This window comes from Klebsiella sp. JB_Kp042 (assembly GCF_040065275.1).
Taxonomy (GTDB): domain Bacteria; phylum Pseudomonadota; class Gammaproteobacteria; order Enterobacterales; family Enterobacteriaceae; genus Klebsiella; species Klebsiella quasipneumoniae.
This window is the reverse complement of sequence record NZ_JBEAJL010000101.1, coordinates 1-16,582: the sequence shown is the minus strand read 5'-3', so window position 1 is coordinate 16,582 and position 16,582 is coordinate 1. Positions and strand designations below refer to the sequence as shown.

At 59.7% G+C, this 16,582-nt stretch carries 17 protein-coding genes; 10 read left to right on the top strand and 7 right to left on the bottom strand.

The genetic code is table 11. From position 1 onward, the window contains the following. The first annotated feature begins 3 nt into the window (after positions 1 to 3). From ABLV54_RS21960 to clcB, 4 genes are all read left to right on the top strand, one after another. Positions 4 to 621 carry a DMSO/selenate family reductase complex B subunit gene (locus tag ABLV54_RS21960; protein ID WP_023289552.1) on the top strand — a complete coding sequence of 206 codons (618 nt, stop codon included), beginning with the start codon at positions 4 to 6 and terminating at the stop codon, positions 619 to 621. Position 622: 1 nt separating this feature from the next. Next, positions 623 to 1,480 (top strand): DmsC/YnfH family molybdoenzyme membrane anchor subunit, encoded by an 858-nt coding sequence (locus ABLV54_RS21955; RefSeq protein ID WP_050534307.1) that lies wholly within the window; start codon positions 623 to 625, stop codon positions 1,478 to 1,480. Between the two features lie 41 nt (positions 1,481 to 1,521). Continuing rightward, positions 1,522 to 2,130 (top strand): Tat proofreading chaperone DmsD, encoded by a 609-nt coding sequence (gene dmsD / locus ABLV54_RS21950; RefSeq protein ID WP_050534306.1) that lies wholly within the window; start codon positions 1,522 to 1,524, stop codon positions 2,128 to 2,130. Positions 2,131 to 2,263: 133 nt separating this feature from the next. Continuing rightward, complete coding sequence (gene clcB, locus ABLV54_RS21945) at positions 2,264 to 3,559, top strand: voltage-gated ClC-type chloride channel ClcB (protein WP_348814224.1); 1,296 nt, start codon at positions 2,264 to 2,266, stop codon at positions 3,557 to 3,559. On the opposite strand, the gene bioD is transcribed toward clcB, so the two are convergent. From bioD to ABLV54_RS21930, 3 genes are all read right to left on the bottom strand, one after another. Then, positions 3,512 to 4,207 (bottom strand): dethiobiotin synthase, encoded by a 696-nt coding sequence (gene bioD, locus ABLV54_RS21940; protein WP_023289548.1) that lies wholly within the window; start codon positions 4,205 to 4,207, stop codon positions 3,512 to 3,514. The two genes, clcB and bioD, sit on opposite strands and share 48 nt — an antisense overlap. A 127-nt stretch (positions 4,208 to 4,334) precedes the next feature. Continuing rightward, positions 4,335 to 5,555: a sugar metabolism global transcriptional regulator Mlc gene (gene mlc / locus ABLV54_RS21935; protein ID WP_032429145.1), complete on the bottom strand. Its 1,221-nt coding sequence runs from the start codon at positions 5,553 to 5,555 to the stop codon at positions 4,335 to 4,337. Between the two features lie 124 nt (positions 5,556 to 5,679). After that, positions 5,680 to 6,582 carry a LysR family transcriptional regulator gene (locus ABLV54_RS21930; protein WP_023289546.1) on the bottom strand — a complete coding sequence of 301 codons (903 nt, stop codon included), beginning with the start codon at positions 6,580 to 6,582 and terminating at the stop codon, positions 5,680 to 5,682. Positions 6,583 to 6,712: 130 nt separating this feature from the next. Between ABLV54_RS21930 and ABLV54_RS21925 the strand changes: the two genes are divergently transcribed. Then, entirely contained in the window at positions 6,713 to 7,963 is a 1,251-nt protein-coding gene (locus ABLV54_RS21925) for an MFS transporter (RefSeq protein ID WP_023289545.1), read from the top strand. 30 nt (positions 7,964 to 7,993) lie between these two features. On the opposite strand, the gene ABLV54_RS21920 is transcribed toward ABLV54_RS21925, so the two are convergent. Continuing rightward, positions 7,994 to 8,086: a hypothetical protein gene (locus ABLV54_RS21920; protein ID WP_004206050.1), complete on the bottom strand. Its 93-nt coding sequence runs from the start codon at positions 8,084 to 8,086 to the stop codon at positions 7,994 to 7,996. Positions 8,087 to 8,313: 227 nt separating this feature from the next. Between ABLV54_RS21920 and ABLV54_RS21915 the strand changes: the two genes are divergently transcribed. The 3 genes from ABLV54_RS21915 to ABLV54_RS21905 all read left to right on the top strand — a co-directional run bounded on the left by ABLV54_RS21915 (position 8,314) and on the right by ABLV54_RS21905 (position 12,141). Then, entirely contained in the window at positions 8,314 to 9,801 is a 1,488-nt protein-coding gene (locus ABLV54_RS21915) for a carboxypeptidase M32 (RefSeq protein ID WP_023289544.1), read from the top strand. Positions 9,802 to 9,966: 165 nt separating this feature from the next. Continuing rightward, positions 9,967 to 10,386: an acid resistance repetitive basic protein Asr gene (gene asr / locus ABLV54_RS21910; protein ID WP_072096718.1), complete on the top strand. Its 420-nt coding sequence runs from the start codon at positions 9,967 to 9,969 to the stop codon at positions 10,384 to 10,386. Positions 10,387 to 11,328: 942 nt separating this feature from the next. Next, the gene (locus tag ABLV54_RS21905) at positions 11,329 to 12,141 is read left to right on the top strand and encodes a serine protease (RefSeq protein ID WP_044522790.1); all 813 of its coding nucleotides are present in this window, start codon (positions 11,329 to 11,331) and stop codon (positions 12,139 to 12,141) included. Here ABLV54_RS21905 and ABLV54_RS21900 read toward each other — a convergent pair whose 3' ends face one another. Next, the gene (locus tag ABLV54_RS21900) at positions 12,142 to 14,298 is read right to left on the bottom strand and encodes a bifunctional diguanylate cyclase/phosphodiesterase (protein ID WP_050534303.1); all 2,157 of its coding nucleotides are present in this window, start codon (positions 14,296 to 14,298) and stop codon (positions 12,142 to 12,144) included. Here ABLV54_RS21900 and ABLV54_RS21895 point away from each other — a divergent pair. Beyond that, a complete protein-coding gene (locus tag ABLV54_RS21895) occupies positions 14,258 to 14,347 on the top strand; it encodes an ArsR family transcriptional regulator (RefSeq protein ID WP_258315333.1) in 90 nt (29 codons plus the stop codon). The genes ABLV54_RS21900 and ABLV54_RS21895 overlap by 41 nt on opposite strands. A gap of 55 nt (positions 14,348 to 14,402) precedes the next feature. Here the strand turns inward: ABLV54_RS21895 and kpnF are convergent, their stop codons facing one another. Further along, complete coding sequence (gene kpnF, locus ABLV54_RS21890; protein WP_023289540.1) at positions 14,403 to 14,732, bottom strand: multidrug efflux SMR transporter subunit KpnF; 330 nt, start codon at positions 14,730 to 14,732, stop codon at positions 14,403 to 14,405. Continuing rightward, entirely contained in the window at positions 14,719 to 15,081 is a 363-nt protein-coding gene (kpnE, locus tag ABLV54_RS21885; protein ID WP_023289539.1) for a multidrug efflux SMR transporter subunit KpnE, read from the bottom strand. The genes kpnF and kpnE overlap by 14 nt, the downstream gene beginning before the upstream one ends. 442 nt (positions 15,082 to 15,523) lie before the next feature. Between kpnE and ABLV54_RS21880 the strand changes: the two genes are divergently transcribed. Further along, on the top strand, positions 15,524 to 16,558 hold the full coding sequence (locus ABLV54_RS21880) for an AI-2E family transporter (RefSeq protein WP_023289538.1): 1,035 nt from the start codon (positions 15,524 to 15,526) through the stop codon (positions 16,556 to 16,558). The last annotated feature ends 24 nt before the right edge of the window (positions 16,559 to 16,582 follow it).

Genomic DNA, 16,582 nt, shown 5'->3' with positions numbered 1-16,582 from the left:
ACCATGAGCACGCAATATGGATTCTTTATCGACTCCGCTCGCTGTACCGGGTGCAAAACCTGCGAGCTGGCCTGTAAGGACTATAAGAACCTGACTCCGGAGGTCAGCTTCCGTCGCATCTATGAGTACGCCGGCGGCGACTGGCAGGAGGACAACGGCATCTGGCAGCAGAACGTGTTCGCCTATTACCTCTCCATCGCCTGTAACCACTGCGCCGATCCGGCCTGTACCAAGGTCTGCCCGAGCGGAGCGATGCACAAGCGCGAAGACGGTTTTGTGGTGGTGGATGAAGAGGTGTGCATCGGCTGCCGCTACTGTCATATGGCCTGCCCGTACGGCGCGCCGCAATACAACGCCGATAAAGGCCATATGACCAAGTGCGACGGCTGTTATCAGCGCGTCGCCGAGGGGAAAAAGCCGATCTGCGTCGAATCCTGCCCGCTGCGGGCGCTCGATTTCGGCCCCATTGCCGAACTGCGCGCTAAGCACGGCCAGCTGGCGGCGGTGGCCCCGCTGCCCTCGGCGCACTTCACTCAGCCGAGCATCGCGATCAAACCTAACCGCAACGCCCGGCCGTGTGGCGATACCACCGGTTATCTGGCAAATCCGAAGGAGGTGTGAGATGGGAAGCGGATGGCAGGAATGGCCGCTGGTGCTGTTTACAGTACTGGGGCAATGCGTGGTCGGCGCGACCCTCGTCAGCGGTCTGGTCTGGCTGGCGCTGGCTGACCAGCGCGAAGCGCGGCAGCGGCTGGTGCGCAGCATGTTTTTTATCTGGCTGCTGATGGGGATCGGTTTTCTCGCCTCAGTGATGCATCTCGGTTCGCCGCTGCGGGCGTTTAATTCGCTGAACCGCGTCGGCGCCTCGGCGCTGAGCAACGAAATCGCCAGCGGCGCCTTGTTTTTCGTCGTGGGCGGATTCTGGTGGCTGCTGGCCGTGCTGGAAAAAATGCCGGCGGCGCTGGGGAAAGTCTGGCTGGCGATCGCCCTGCTGTTGGGGCTGGTGTTTGTGCTGGCGATGACCCGGGTTTATCAAATCGATACCGTGCCGACATGGTACACTGGCTACACCACCAGCGCCTTCTTCCTGACGGTACTCCTCAGCGGGCCGCTGTTCGCCGCCCTGCTGCTGCGAATAGCGAAAGTTGACGTTAACGTCTGGTTTATTGCCGGGCTGAGCGTGGCCGCGCTGGTCATCAGCGCCGCGATTATCGTGATGCAAAGCGCCGGGCTCGGCGCCATTCACAGCGCCGTTCAGCAGGCGGCCACCCTGCTGCCGGATTACGGCAGACTGCAGGCCTTACGTCTGATCCTGCTGGCGCTGGGACTTGGCTGCTGGCTGTGTCCGCTGATCCGCCGTCAGCCGCCGCGCGCTGCGGGGCTGCTGGCCGGTCTGTTGCTGGTCCTGATCGCGGAATGTATTGGCCGCGGCCTGTTTTATGGGCTCCATATGACCGTCGGTATGGCGGTTGCCCGTTAATGAGACGGCGCGCCGGCGCGCGCCGCAGAAAGGAATAAGTGATGATGCCGTTCCCTCACCGCGACGCTGTCGCCTTAAGCGCCCGTACCCTGGGCGCGTTGTTCTCTTATGCGCCGAATAGCCCGCAAATCGCGCCGCTGGTGGCCGCCTTCCAGGACGGCAGCTGGCAGCAACAGTGGCCCTTCCCGGTTGCCGCCCCGCTGGCATCGGGGTTTGCCGCGTCGGTTGAAGAGTCGTGGCCGGAAGCCTGGCAGCGCCTGTTTATCGGACCGTGGGCCCTGCCGGCGCCGCCATGGGGATCCGTCTGGCTGGATAAAGAGTCGGTGCTGTTCGGCGAATCCACACTGGCCCTGCGCGAATGGATGCGCACGAACGGCATCGCACTGGACGCCGAACGCAACGAGCCGGAAGACCATTTCGGCACCCTGCTGCTGCTGGCGGCGTGGCTGTGCGAAACGGAGCAGGAGGCGCTGTTTGCCCAGCTGCTGGCCTGGCATCTGCTGCCGTGGTCCGGGCGCTTCCTGAGCGTCTTTGTCGAACATGCCGCCCACCCCTTCTACCAGGCGCTGGGCCAGCTGGCGCAGGCGACCCTGGCGCAGTGGCAGGCAGGTCTGCCCCTCGCGGTGGCGGAAAAGCCGCTCTATCGCTAATCCCTTTGCCGCGCCGGGAGTCGGCGCGGTTTCCTTGCTGGCTTCGCTCTCCGTAACCCGCACTTATCGCTTTTGCATATAAGTTTATTCCCTATCACAATAAGGCCATGTTTTCCCAATCTCGCTGTGACCGATGCATCGTCTTCATCCCTATCCTGATGTGCAGGTGATTTTTCGTCGCCTGCTGATCGCCACGCTGATTGGCCTTCTCGCCGCCCTGGCGGTGGCCCTGTTTCGCCATGCCATGGTGGTGCTGGAAACGCTGTTTCTCGGTAACGACAGCGGGAGCCTGGTCAACGCCGCGCAGTCGCTGCCGGCGTGGCGACGGCTGATTACCCCGGCGCTGGGGGGACTGGCGGCAGGGGCACTTCTCTGGCTGTGGCAACGACGCCGCGTTGCCCGTCCGCATGCCGCCACCGATTATATGGAAGCCCTGGAGACCGGAGACGGTTGCTTCGATACGCCGGCAAGCCTGGTGAAGTCGCTGGCCTCGCTGCTGGTGGTGGTCTCCGGCAGCGCGATTGGCCGGGAAGGCGCCATGATCCTGCTGGCCGCGCTGGCGGCCTCACTGTTCGCCCGCCGCTTCACGCCGCAGGCCGAATGGAAACTGTGGGTCGCATGCGGCGCCGCCGCCGGGATGGCCAGCGCCTATCATGCTCCACTGGCCGGCAGCCTGTTTATCGCTGAAATTCTGTTTGGCACGCTGATGCTGGCCTCGCTTGGGCCGGTAGTGATCTCGGCAGTGATCGCCCTGCTGCTGACCCAGTTTCTCAACGGCGGCGCCGCGCCGTTGTACCATGTCGTCCTGCAGCAGGATCTCAGCGCGCTGCACTATGGCCTGATGCTCGCCACCGGACTGCTGGCCGGACTGTGCGGGCCGCTGTTTATCTGGCTGATGGAATACAGCCACCGCGGGTTCGTCAGGCTGAAACTGGCGCCGCCGTGGCAGCTGGCGCTGGGTGGTCTGATCGTCGGCGGCTTATCGCTCATCACTCCGGCGGTGTGGGGCAACGGCTACAGCGTGGTGCAAAGCTATCTGCTGCTGCCGCCGCCCGGCGCGCTGCTGGTGGCGGTATTCCTGTGCAAACTGCTGGCAGTGCTGGCCAGCAGTGGCTCCGGCGCGCCGGGCGGGGTGTTTACCCCCACGCTGTTTGTCGGCCTGGCGATGGGCATGCTATTGGCCCGCTTCAGCGGGCTGTGGCTACCGGGGGGGCAGGAGATGGCTATGATGATGGGACTGACCGGCATGGCGGCGTTTCTTGCCGCCACTACCCATGCGCCAATCATGTCGACTCTGATGATTTGTGAGATGACCGGGCAGTATGTGCTGCTGCCCGGCCTGCTGATCACCTGCGTGGTGGCGTCGGTGCTGTCGCGGACGTTACGCCGGGATTCGATCTATCGCCATCACGTTGCCGAGCATGTCTAAGTCGACGTAGCGGCTTAGCTCACGCTGTTCGGCGCGCGGCAGATACGGTAGCTCGCCAATGAGCGGCGCCGGCAGCTTTTTGCTGAGCACATCGATGATTTCGGCGTAGTGCGCCAGACCGGGGTTGATGCGGTTGGCCACCCAGCCGATCAGCGGCAGCCCGTCATTGGCGATCGCCTGGGCCGTCAGCAGCGCATGGTTGATGCACCCTTCCTGGATCCCCACCACCATCAGCACCGGGAGCTGCTCCTGTACCACCCATTCGGAGAGCGGTCGCAGGTCGTTCATCAGGCTGCGCCAGCCGCCGGTGCCTTCAACCACCACGTGTTCAACTTGCCCGGCCAGCCGCTGCAAACCATCCGACAGCAGACCGTAGTTGATCGGGCAGCTGTGCGCCACGCTGCTTTCGTCTTCGCTTAAGGCGATGGGATTGACAGCCTCATAGGGTAACGCCAGCGTGGAGACGCTCTGCAACACCAGCGCGTCTTTATTACGCAAACCGTCCGGCGTCTCTTTGCTGCCCTTCGCCACAGGCTTGTACCCGGCCACGCTTTTGCCTCTGGCAGCAAGTGCCTGCAACAGCGCACGGGAAACCACTGTCTTCCCGACAGAGGTGTCTGTACCTGTAATAAAGAAACGCTTAAACATCACTAACCCCACAGTTTTGTCGATGAAATATACGGGAGAGAAATAATCAACAGTGGGCAAAGTCTACGTGAAGCCGCTGGGGGTCAGCTTGAGATAGCGCAATTTTTGGTGTGACTATGAAAAAATGTTAACCCTGTAACAGTCGTATGAGTAAGGATCCGTTATAGAGCGCATCCTTGACCAGCGCCGCGCCAGCCATCGTTCCGCGGTTGGAGAACTGGGTGCTTTCAACCGCGATATGCTGGCTGTAGGCCGGGAGTGATTGTTGCCGAATGCAGCTGGAAATTGCCGGAAAAAGAATGTCTGCCGCCAGGTTAAACGGCGAGCCGATCAGGATTTTCTGCGGGTTAAACAGATTGACCATGATCGCCAGAATGCGACCGACGTGATGACCGACGCCGCTGATAATGTCCCGGGCCAGCAGGTCGCCCTGCAGCGCCGCCTGGCATAGCCACTCCACGCTCAGCGGACGCTGATGCAGCAGCGAGCTCATCGACTGCGCCATCCGCATCTGCGCCAGCTCCAGCACGCTCTCCACGCTGGCGATCGTTTCCAGACAGCCATGGTTGCCGCAGTAGCAGCGTTTGCCGTAGGGGTCGACCTGGGTATGACCGATCTCCACGAGGCTGCTGCTGCCGGCGTGCAGCAGACGTCCGTCGGTGATAACCCCGGCGCCGACGTTATGATCGATCACCACCTGAATGACGTCCCTGGCGCCGCGCGAGGCGCCAAACAGCGATTCCGCCATGGTCCAGGCGCTAATGTCATGCTGAATATAGACCGGCACCCCGGTATGGTTGGCCAGCGTTTCGCCCAACGGGACGTCTTTGACCTCTTCATAAAACGGCATGCGATGAATAATGCCGTTTTCGGTATCAATGATACCCGGCATCGTTATGGCGATGGAGGTGAGACGTTCCAGCTTCTTCTGGTGGCGAATAAAGAAGCGATCGATATGGTCGATAATCCGCGTCAGAAACGGCGAGCTGTCGGTAAGCGCCAGCTCCAGCTGCTCCTCCACCACCAGCTGGCTGCTTAAATCGCGCAGCGAAAGGTGGATCTCGCCGCGGCTGATACGCACCGCCAGATAGTGCCAGGCCTCGGTTTCCACCATCAGACCCACCGCCGGGCGCCCGCGGCTGCCGGGCTCCTGAATCTCGGTCTCCTGCACCAGATGCGCTTCCAGCATCTCGCGGACAATTTTGGTGATGCTGGCGGGCGCCAGTTGCGCAAATCGGGAGAGGTCGATACGCGATACCGGGCCGAGCTGATCAATCAGGCGATAGACGGCGCCCGCATTGGTCTGCTTAATTTGATCGATATGGCCTGGTTGACTATCCGCTACCACCATTGACTCCCTTTATTTTCGCGCTTCGAAATAAACTTTCGGCTATGGTGAAGCACTTCGATGGTGAACGTCAAATTTTTGCTTAGCCTTGTGATTTACCGCACATTTCCAGCCCCTTTTTGCCTCAATTGCGCTCGTTTTTCCAGGCCAGCAACGTGTCACGAAAGCGTTTTGCCAGCGCCCCCTGCTCATGGTGTTTCGACCACACCAGCCACATCTCCGACACCGCATCCTGTTCGTCAATCGGCAGCCAGCGCATTTCGCTGAGCTGCACGCGCTGAAAGGAGGCCGGCAGGATCGACACCCCCAGCCCGGCGGCCACCAGGCCAATAATGGTCATCGCCTCCCCCACCTCCTGGGCAATCACCGGCGTATGACCGTAGCGGCGCAGCAGGCCAAGGATATCGTCATACAGGCCGGTACCGACGTGCGGGTCGAAAAAGACGAACGGCTCCCGCGCCAGCGCCGCCAGGCTGACCGAGGGCTGGCGGGCCAGCGGATGGTCCGCCGGGACCATCGCCAGCAGCGGCTCGCGCAGCACTCGCTGCCACGCCAGGGTGTCCGGCAGTTGGGTATTGCGCAACAGGCCGAGGTCGAGGGCTCCCTCGCTCAGCGGGACAATCTGTTCGCGGGTATTGGTCTCGCGGGTGAGAATATGTACATCCGGGTAGCGCTGACGAAACAGGGACAGCGTATCGGATACCGCCTTGATAAAAGGAGCCGAGGAGGTAAAGCCGATACGCAGTTCGCCCGTTTCCCCATGGTGCAGACGGGCGGCGCGGGCGGCCGCGTCCTCCACCTGGGCGAGAATTTGTCGGCTGTCGGCGAGAAACTGTTTTCCCGCCGCCGTCAGGCTGACGCTGCGGTTGGTGCGGGCGAACAGGCGGGCGCCGGTCTGCTGCTCGAGGATCTGAATTTGCTGGCTTAACGGCGGTTGAGAGATGTTCAGTCGCGCCGCGGCGCGGCCAAAATGCAGCTCCTCGGCGACGGCGACAAAGTAGCGCAAATGACGCAACTCGATATTCATATTTAAAACGTCTTATTTGAGATTATTAATATATTAGACAGAATATTTACATTTTCATACCCTAAAAATGTGAGCTGAATGGTCACAACACTCTGTTGGTAAGCAGCAACTTCTACCCAAGGAATTCTCTGTGAGTCGTACAACAACCGTTGACACCGTGCCGGCGGGCGAGGTCAGCGTCGCTGGTGCATCCCGCCCGGATCCGTTTATTAAGCGCGGCACCCCGCAGTTTATGCGCGTCACGCTCGCGCTATTCTCCGCCGGTCTGGCCACCTTCGCCCTGCTCTACTGCGTGCAGCCGATCCTGCCGGTGCTGTCGAACGAGTTCGGCGTATCGCCGGCCAGCAGCAGTATCTCTCTCTCCATTTCCACGGCGATGCTGGCGGTGGGCCTGCTGTTTACCGGCCCGCTGTCGGATGCCATAGGCCGCAAGCCGGTGATGGTCACCGCGCTGCTGCTGGCCGCCTGCTGCTCGCTGTTGTCGACCATGATGACCAGCTGGCACGGCATCCTGATTATGCGCGCCCTGATTGGCCTGTCGCTGAGCGGCGTGGCGGCGGTCGGCATGACCTACCTGAGCGAGGAGATCCACCCCAGCTTTGTGGCCTTCTCTATGGGACTCTATATCAGCGGCAACTCCATCGGCGGCATGAGCGGCCGCTTGCTCACCGGGGTCTTTACCGATTTTTTCGGCTGGCGCGTGGCGCTGGCGGTGATCAGCGGCTTCGCCCTGGCCGCGGCGATTATGTTCTGGCGAATCCTGCCCGAGTCGCGCCATTTCCGCCCGACCTCGCTGCGGCCAAAAACGCTGCTGATTAATTTCCGCCTGCACTGGCGCGATCGCGGCCTGCCACTGCTGTTCGTCGAGGGTTTCCTGCTGATGGGGGCCTTTGTCACCCTGTTTAACTACATTGGCTACCGTCTGATGATGTCGCCGTGGTCATTAAGCCAGGCGGTGGTGGGTCTGCTGTCGGTGGCGTATCTCACCGGGACCTGGAGCTCGCCGAAAGCGGGCGCCATGACCGTACGCTATGGCCGCGGTCCGGTGATGCTCGGCTTTACCGGCGTGATGCTCTGCGGCCTGCTGATGACGCTCTTTTCTTCCCTGTGGCTTATTTTCCTCGGCATGCTGCTGTTCTCCGCCGGCTTCTTCGCCGCGCACTCCGTCGCCAGCAGCTGGATTGGCCCGCGCGCGCGCCGCGCCCGCGGTCAGGCGTCATCGCTGTATCTGTTCAGTTATTATCTTGGCTCAAGCCTGGCGGGGACATTAGGCGGGGTGTTCTGGCATCGCTACGGCTGGAACGGCGTCGGCGGATTTATCGCGCTGCTGCTCCTTGCCGCGCTGTTGACCGGCACTTGCCTGTATCGGCGACTCAAATAATCGCGCGTGACGTGGCCTGCGGGCCACGTTTCACCACATGCCCATGATAGATGACAAGCCCATCAGCTCTCTGACGGCATCAACGGACAGTAAGGCAATAAACAGCCAGGTGAACGGATTCATAAACCACCCCCGAACCTCCAGACTTGCGTTATCGATCACAGTTTAGTCACGATGCGTTACCGATTTCTGCAATAGTGCTCACAGAGCCACGCTTTTTTTCCTGCTATCACGCGGCTAATGCTTTACCCCGCCCTCTGCGCGCCACGCTCGACCCGCCAGGCGTATCAGGATAGTGTAGAGGCATACCGATAATCTGTTCATTCACCTGTCACGGACCGAACGCTACTATGACTGAAAATACGCCTTATCAGCAGCTTACCCGCACCTTTCAGCGCCTGTCGCGCTTTTCGCATCTCTCCGCCATCGCCGGCTGGGATATGTTCGCCATGATGCCTCCGGGCGGTAGCGCCGCCCGCGGCGAAGCGCTGGCGGAACTCGGCGTGCTACAGCATCAGATCCTGACCGATAAAAAAGTGGGCCAATGGCTGCAGGCGGCCCGCCAGCAGGATCTCAACGACCTCGAACAGGCCAACCTGCGGGAAATGCAGCGCCAGTACGATCAGGCGGCGCTGCTGCCGGAGAGCCTGGTGGAGGCCAAATCGCTGGCCGGTAGCCGTTGCGAACATGCCTGGCGCAGTCAGCGGCCGGCTAATGACTGGGCTGGCTTTGCCGATAATTTGCGCGAGGTGGTCAGGCTGAGCCGCGAGGAAGCGCAGATCCGCGCCGACGCCCGGGGCGGTTCACGCTATGACGCGCTGCTGGATATTTTCGAACCGGATATGACCAGCGCCCGGCTGGACAGCCTGTTTGCCGACCTCAAGTCCTGGCTGCCTTCCCTGCTGCGACAAGCGGTCGATAAGCAGGCGACGCGAACCTTGATCGCCCCGCAGGGGCCGTTCCCGATCCCTGAGCAGCGCGAACTGGGTCTGCAGGCGATGCGCATCCTCGGCTTTGACTTTGACGGTGGGCGTCTGGACATCAGCGCCCACCCGTTTTGCGGCGGCGTCCCTCAGGATGTGCGCATCACCACCCGCTACAACGAAAACGACCTGCTCAGCGCTCTGTTCGGCGTGATCCACGAGACCGGCCACGCCCGCTATGAGCAGAATCTGCCTCGCCCGTGGGTCGACCAGCCGGTAGGACTGGCCCGCTCTACTGCTATCCATGAGTCGCAGAGCCTGTTCTTCGAAATGCAGCTGGGACGCAGCGAGCGCTTCCTTAAACGCCTGTTGCCGGCGGTGCGCGAACGCTTTGGCGATCGGCCGGCCTTTAGCGAGGAGAATTTCATCGCCTGGAACCAGCGGGTGAAACCAGGCTTTATTCGCGTTGATGCCGATGAGGTCAGCTATCCGGCGCATGTGATCCTGCGCTATGAAATTGAACGCGCGCTGATCGACGGCGAGATAGAGGTGGAAGATATTCCGTCGCTGTGGGATGAGAAAATGCAGCACTGGCTGGGACTGTCGACCACCGGCAACTACCGGGACGGCTGTATGCAGGATATTCACTGGACCGACGGCGGCTTCGGCTACTTCCCTTCCTACACGCTGGGGGCGATGTATGCCGCGCAGCTGATGGCCGCCGCCCGTCGCGCGCTGCCGACGTTAGACCGCGATATCGCGGAAGGGGATTTCAGCGCCCTGTTTGACTGGCTGCGGCAGAATATCTGGCAGCATGGCAGCCGCTTCACCACCTCGCAGCTGATCCAGCAGGCCACCGGCGAGGATCTTAACAGCCGCTACTTCCGCGACCACCTTACCGCCCGCTATCTGTGATCGTCCGCGCCGGGCTGCCCGGCGCGTCCTTCCACTCCCCGCCTTGTACATTCGGTTACACGCCGATACCAAACACTCACGGAAAGCCCGAAAAGACAAGCATATAGTGATTTCACCGGCCCCGCAGTGGGGTTGAAATTAAGAAAACTTTTCGAGGATATCAGAATGAAAAAAGTATTAGCTCTGGTCGTTGCCGCTGCTATGGGTCTCTCTTCCGCCGCTTTCGCTGCTGACGCAGTAAGCACCACTCAGGCGCCAGCTGCTACCCACAGCACTGCTGCCAAGACCACCCATCACAAAAAACACCATAAAGCCGCGGCCAAACCAGCTGCAGAGCAGAAAGCTCAGGCTGCCAAAAAACACAAGAAAGCAGAAGCTAAACCAGCCGCTGCCCAGAAAGCCCAGGCCGTTAAAAAACACAAAAAAGCAGAAGCCAAACCCGCCGCTCCGCAGAAAGCCCAGGCCGCGAAAAAGCACCACAAAGCTGCCGCTAAACCGGTAGCCCAGAAAGCTCAGGCAGCGAAAAAACACCACAAAACCACCAAACACCAGGCCGCTAAACCTGCTGCACAGCCGGCAGCCTAATTCCTCCCGGTGAACCAACCTTCTTAAATAATCGGCGCTGCTTCAGCGCCGTTTTTTCTGGAGAGCACTATGCTGCGGCGTTATCGTTTTGAGCTCATCCTGATCCTGTTAATCATTTGCGCAGTGGTTGCGACCCGCTTTTTCCTCTATTAATCATTTCGTCTTTCTCTCCCGTTTTGCCGCCTGGCTCAGACTTCACGGAAGGTGAATGTCGCGCAAATATTGTTGCCCACCCTTATCACTCTCTTTTACCCTGCCGCTGCCAGCGGCGCAAATCATGCCCGGCGCCCGAAGACGCCAGACACGTTAGCAATAAACCATCGCGCGCCTGGCCCCCACGCGGCGGCCAGACTCATCACAACGCACGTACCGCTTCCATCACCAGATAGCCGGTTGCGCCCCAGATGGCCACCGAGACCAGGGAAACATAGACCAGTGCGCGAATACCTTTTTTAGACATATACCCTCCGAACGCCGGGGAAATAGAATTCAGGCTATCATCGCCGGTATTACCTCTCTATTTACTCAACGGCCGGGTGACGGTAACAACGTTTTCGGTGAGAAAATGTTTCGCATTGAAAATAATTACGTGAGGCGTAAAGAAGTGCGAATTCTGGTGAAGTTCTGGCGGGTAAAAGTATTATTTTTGCGCATTATGCTGCCAAACCAGTAATAACCTCAAAGAGGTATTGCTGCATTATTCGCCAATTTCAGTACGTTCTGATACACGAATGTGCTTGCGCCAGACCGTGCTTTCTGCGGAAATAGCAGCAGAAGGTTAATGGTATTAACCGATTGAAATCAGAAGGTTTTACCCGCGCCAGAGCCTGTCGCGCGCAGATGAGACATGCCGTTTGGCCTGATTAGAATTATTGTTTACTTTCAAAAACTTAAATCTCCTGCTACTGTCAATAGACATCATAGCCTCCCCCAGAGAGTGATATGCGTAGAGACGTTCTGTTATTACTGTGTTCATTTTATCTGTTACCTCTGGGCGCACATGCCGAAGATAGCGGACTGAGCGCCAAAGATATTAAGACGTTGTTTTTCGGCCACGATGAGCGTAAAGCGGTGAGCCGCCCGGAGGAGAGTCCGTGGGACGCGATTGGCCAGCTGGAGACCGCCAGCGGCAATCTGTGCACGGCGACGCTCATCTCCCCCAATCTGGCGCTGACCGCAGGCCACTGCCTGTTAACGCCCCCGCGCGGCAAGCCGGACAAAGCGGTCGCTCTGCGCTTTATTTCCCGCAAGGGCAACTGGGTGTATGAGATCCACGGCATTGACGGACGCGTGGATCCCGGATTAGGCAAGCGTCTGAAAGCCGACGGTGACGGCTGGATCGTTCCCTCCGCCGCGGCGCCCTCGGATTTTGGCCTGATCGTGCTGCGCTATGCTCCCTCGGGCATCACGCCGATCCCGCTCTTCCCCGGCAGTAAGGCCGATTTAACCGCCGCGCTGAAGGCGGCGGACCGGAAAGTGACCCAGTCAGGTTATCCTGAAGATCATCTGGACAATCTTTACAGCCATCAGGATTGCATCGTCACCGGCTGGGCGCAAAACAGCGTCCTGTCGCACCAGTGTGATACCCTGCCCGGCGACAGCGGCTCGCCGCTGCTGCTGAAAACCGCGGACGGCTGGCAAGTGATCGCCGTGCAAAGTTCGGCTCCCGGCCCGCAGGATCGCTGGCGGGCGGACAACCGCGCCATCGCGGTGACCGGCTTTCGCGATAAGCTGGAGGCGCTGGCCGGAGAGTAATTACTCCTGCTGCCGACGCCGCTGCAGCAGGTCGGCGATCGGCATCGGTTTACTGAAGTAAAAGCCCTGTAGCCGGTCGCAACCGGCCCGCCGCAGCAGCGCCAGCTGTTGCGGATCTTCAACCCCCTCCGCCACGACCGTCATCCCCAGCGCGCGGGCGATGCGCACCGTGCCGCGCACCATCTCCGCCGCCTGCGCATCGCAATCCACTCGCCCGGCGAGGGATTTGTCAATCTTCAGGCTGTCAAAGCGAAAGCGGCGTAAATAGCCGATGCTGGAGTAACCGGTGCCAAAATCGTCCAGCGCCACGGCGATGCCCTGAGCCTTCAGATTCTCCACCACCGCCTGCGAACGTTCCGGATTTTCCAGCACATAACTCTCCGTCACCTCCACCTGCAGGCGCGACGGCGGAAAGCGGCAGGCAGCGACCGTTTCCATCACCCGGCTTTCAAACGCCGGATCGCGAAATTGCGCCGGCGAGATGTTCACCGACAGCAGCAGATCGCCCACCGGCTGCAGGTCGCTGCAGGCGCGTTGCAGGACGAACTGGCCGAGGGTGTCAATCAGGCCGCTACTCTCGGCAATGGCGATAAACGCATCCGGCGCCAGCGCACCCTGCGGGCGACGCGGCCAGCGCAGCAGCGCTTCAACGCCGGTCATCGCCAGCGTATCGGCATCGACCACCGGCTGATACCAGACCTCAAATTCATCCTGCTCCAGCCCCTGACGGATGCCATTCTCAATCATCAGCTGATGACGTCGCACGGCATCCAGCGCATCGTCATACCAGGCCGTCCGCCCCTTGCCGCTCTTCTTGGCGTGGTACATGGCGATATCCGCCCGGCGAAACAGTTCGGTACTGGAGCATTCCGCCGGAGTACCGCTGGCGATGCCGATGCTGGCGCCGATATAAATTGTGCGTTTGCTCAGCGCCACCGGCGCTTTAAGCAGCTCCAGCGCCGCCCACGCGAACGCCGCGGCCCGGTCGATCGCCTGTTCGCCGCTCACCGCCATGGCGAACTCATCCCCGCCCATTCTTGCCAGCATGGCCCCCGCCGGCACCCGTTTTTGCAGCGCGCTGGCGATATGGCGGATCAGAGTGTCGCCCACATCGTGGCCATAGTTATCATTCACATCCTTAAAACCGTCCAGATCGATAAACACCACGCACTGCATATCGTGCTTACTCGTGTCGCACACCTGGCTGAGCCGCAGCAGCAGCGCACGCCGGTTGGGCAGGCGGCTAAGCCAGTCAATCAGGGCGATCTCCCGCGCCTGACGTTCGCCGCGGGCCAGCTTATACATGCCGAGGCTGCTGAACAGAATAAACAGCAGGATCAGGCTCGCGGCCACCCCGGCGATCAGCCGCATACTGCCTGACGAGGCCAGGGCCGCTTCGGCGCCGGGCAGACGCGGCTGCCACGCCAGATAGCCCAGAATCTCGCCTACCTGCGTGCGCAGCGGGATCCGGTGTTCGCCTGGGCCGTCGCTGAGATGCAGATGGCTTATCTGGAAGGTGTCGCCTAAACGCTCCAGCAGCTGAGGGCTGATGTGCCGGGTAATGACCAGATAGCGTCGGGTCTCGTCAGCCACCTGCAGCCGGCCGCTCGTCGGCCGTATCAGGCCGATGCCGACGAAAGCGATCCCGGCCTCGGTACGTGTGATGCCGGCGAAGGCGTTTTTCCCCTCGCGCAGAGCCTGTGCATGATAGCGGATCAGGCTGGTCAGCCCGGCGCCGAGAAATGAGAGGTCTGCGCGGGGCATGACCTGACTCTGAAAGGCGCCCCACAGGATGTGATAATGTTCATCAAGGACAAAGGTGCCGTCATACAGGTTATTGATTTTGAAGCCGGATCCCCAGGAGTCGTACAGCCATTTTTGATCCAGGCTGGGAGCGTAAGTCTGGGTCACGGCATCGTCCCAGATGGCATTGTCCAGCACCAGCGACAGCACCCGGTTGACCGAGGTCTGCACCGCCCCTTCCACCGACAGGACCGAGCGCTGCTGATCAATTTCATTGGATTTGCTGGCAATGAGGTGTTGCGAGAGGTAAAGCAGGGAGATCACCGACGCGGTGAGGCCGAGCCCGGCGAGAAAAATCATTATTGACAACGTCCTGGCGGAAGGAATTTTCCGCCAGCCGAAAGCTGTGAGCATGCGCAGTCCTCATCGTCACCGGGCACAATACCTGCGGGGCCGGTCTTGAGTAAGCATACTACAGCGAACCCGTTTTGCCGCCTGGCTTTGCAGGCGGCGCGACGTCAGGCGAGTTTAATTAACACCATGCCGGCAACCAGCAGGATGACTCCCGCCCAGCCTTTGTTATTCAGGCGCTGGCCAAACAGCACCCAGCCGGCGGCGATGGTCGCCGCGATACCGAAGCCGCCCCACAGCGCATAGGCGACCGACAGATCGATGCCTTTCACCGCCTGCGACAGGGCACTGAACGCGCCCAGCACCGCCGCCAGCGACAGAATGCCATAGACCTTGCGGCGGAAACCGTCGGAAAACTTCAAAAAGACGTTGGCAATAATTTCCAGAACAATGGCGATAGCCAGCCAGATGGCGTGTATCCACTCAAACTGCTGCATGAGCCACCTCCTGCTTCGACGACGCTTTTTTCTGGGTGCCGGACTTAATTAAGACGATCCCCACCACCAGGGTGGTCAGACCGGCTATTTTCAGCAGCGACAGGCTTTCATCAAACAACAGTACGCTGAACAGGGTGATCAGCAGAATACCAATTCCTTCCCATAACGCGTAGGCCACGCCGAGGGCAATTTTTTTAACCGCAAAGGCGAGAAAAATATATGACAGGGCAATCATGGCCAGCATTAAAATAAAGCCGGTATGCCCACCGCTAATGCTTGCCCATTTCATCGACAAGGTGCCGGTAATTTCAGCAATAATCGCTAAAGCTAATAAAATCCAATAAAACATGATCCCTTCTCCTGCTTGAGAATATAATCCATTACCGTTTACGCGACGCGTAAACAGGAAAATTTCTGACGTAGATTTCGCTGTGCGCTTGGCGCCAGCTCAGGCAGAAAGAAGGTGACTATAGCGCCGAATGCCAGTGCTGTTCGCCGGCAAAACGGGAAAAAGTGAGGGATACTGCGGGGTGATTTAAAATATACATCCTGAACTGATTGTCCATAAAATTACAATTATCCGCGGTGTTGCTTCTCGTCCGGTGCGGATGAAAATTGTCCTCAGTAGTTAAACACAGGTAGATTTGTAGCATAGTGCTACATTTTATTCAAAGACTTTGCAATTCTTTACGACGCGGTTTTGCTGCAATGCGTTTTTTCTGAAAAAAAACGTCATTATGCTAATGTAACGCAACCTGTTAACAGGCAAGGAAGATTGAGGACGGGATCCTATGGCTAAACCTATTATTACACTTAACGGATTAAAGATGGTCATCATGCTGGGCATGCTGGTGATCATCCTGACCGGCATTCGCTTTGCGGCAGACATTATTGTCCCGTTTATACTCGCGCTTTTTCTGGCGGTGATTATTAATCCGCTGGTCCAGTTGCTGGTCCGCTGCCGGGTGCCACGCGTGCTGGCGATCTCATTGCTGATCGGCCTTATCGTCATGTTAGCCGTTGTGCTGCTGGCCTCGCTGGGAACCTCGCTTAACGAGCTGGCGCGCACCCTGCCGCAGTACCGCAACTATCTCTACGAACCGATGCAAACCATCGCTCCCTGGCTGCAGCGCCTGGGCTTTACCGTCTCGGTGGTGGAGCTTAACAAATACATCGACCCCAACGCCGTGATGACCCTGGTCACCGGTCTGCTCACTCAGCTGTCGAACGCCATGTCCTCGATTTTTCTGCTGCTGCTGACGGTGGTGTTTATGCTGCTGGAGGTTCCGCAACTGCCCGCCAAACTGCAGCAGCTGATGTCCCGCCCGGTAGAAGGCATGGGGGCCATTCAGCGCGCCATTGACAGCGTGTCGCATTATCTGGTGCTGAAGACCGCGATTAGCCTGGTCACCGGGCTGGTGGTCTGGGGCATGCTGGTTCTGCTGGACGTGCGTTTCGCCTTTATGTGGGGGCTGCTGGCCTTCGCGCTGAACTATATTCCCAATATTGGCTCCGTGCTGGCGGCCATCCCGCCGATCCTGCAGGTCCTGGTATTCGGCGGTCTGTACGAGGCGCTGGTGGTGCTGGCCGGCTATCTGATCGTTAACCTGGTGTTCGGCAATATTCTCGAACCGCGGATCATGGGGCGCGGCCTGGGACTCTCCACCCTGGTGGTATTCCTGTCGTTGATCTTCTGGGGCTGGCTGCTGGGTCCGGTCGGGATGCTCCTGTCGGTGCCGTTGACGATCATCGTCAAAATCGCCCTCGAGCAGACCAGCGGCGGCCAGAGCATCGCATTCTTATTAAGTGATGTGAGCAAAGAGTAACCCTTCCCCGGGCCGGCGACTGGC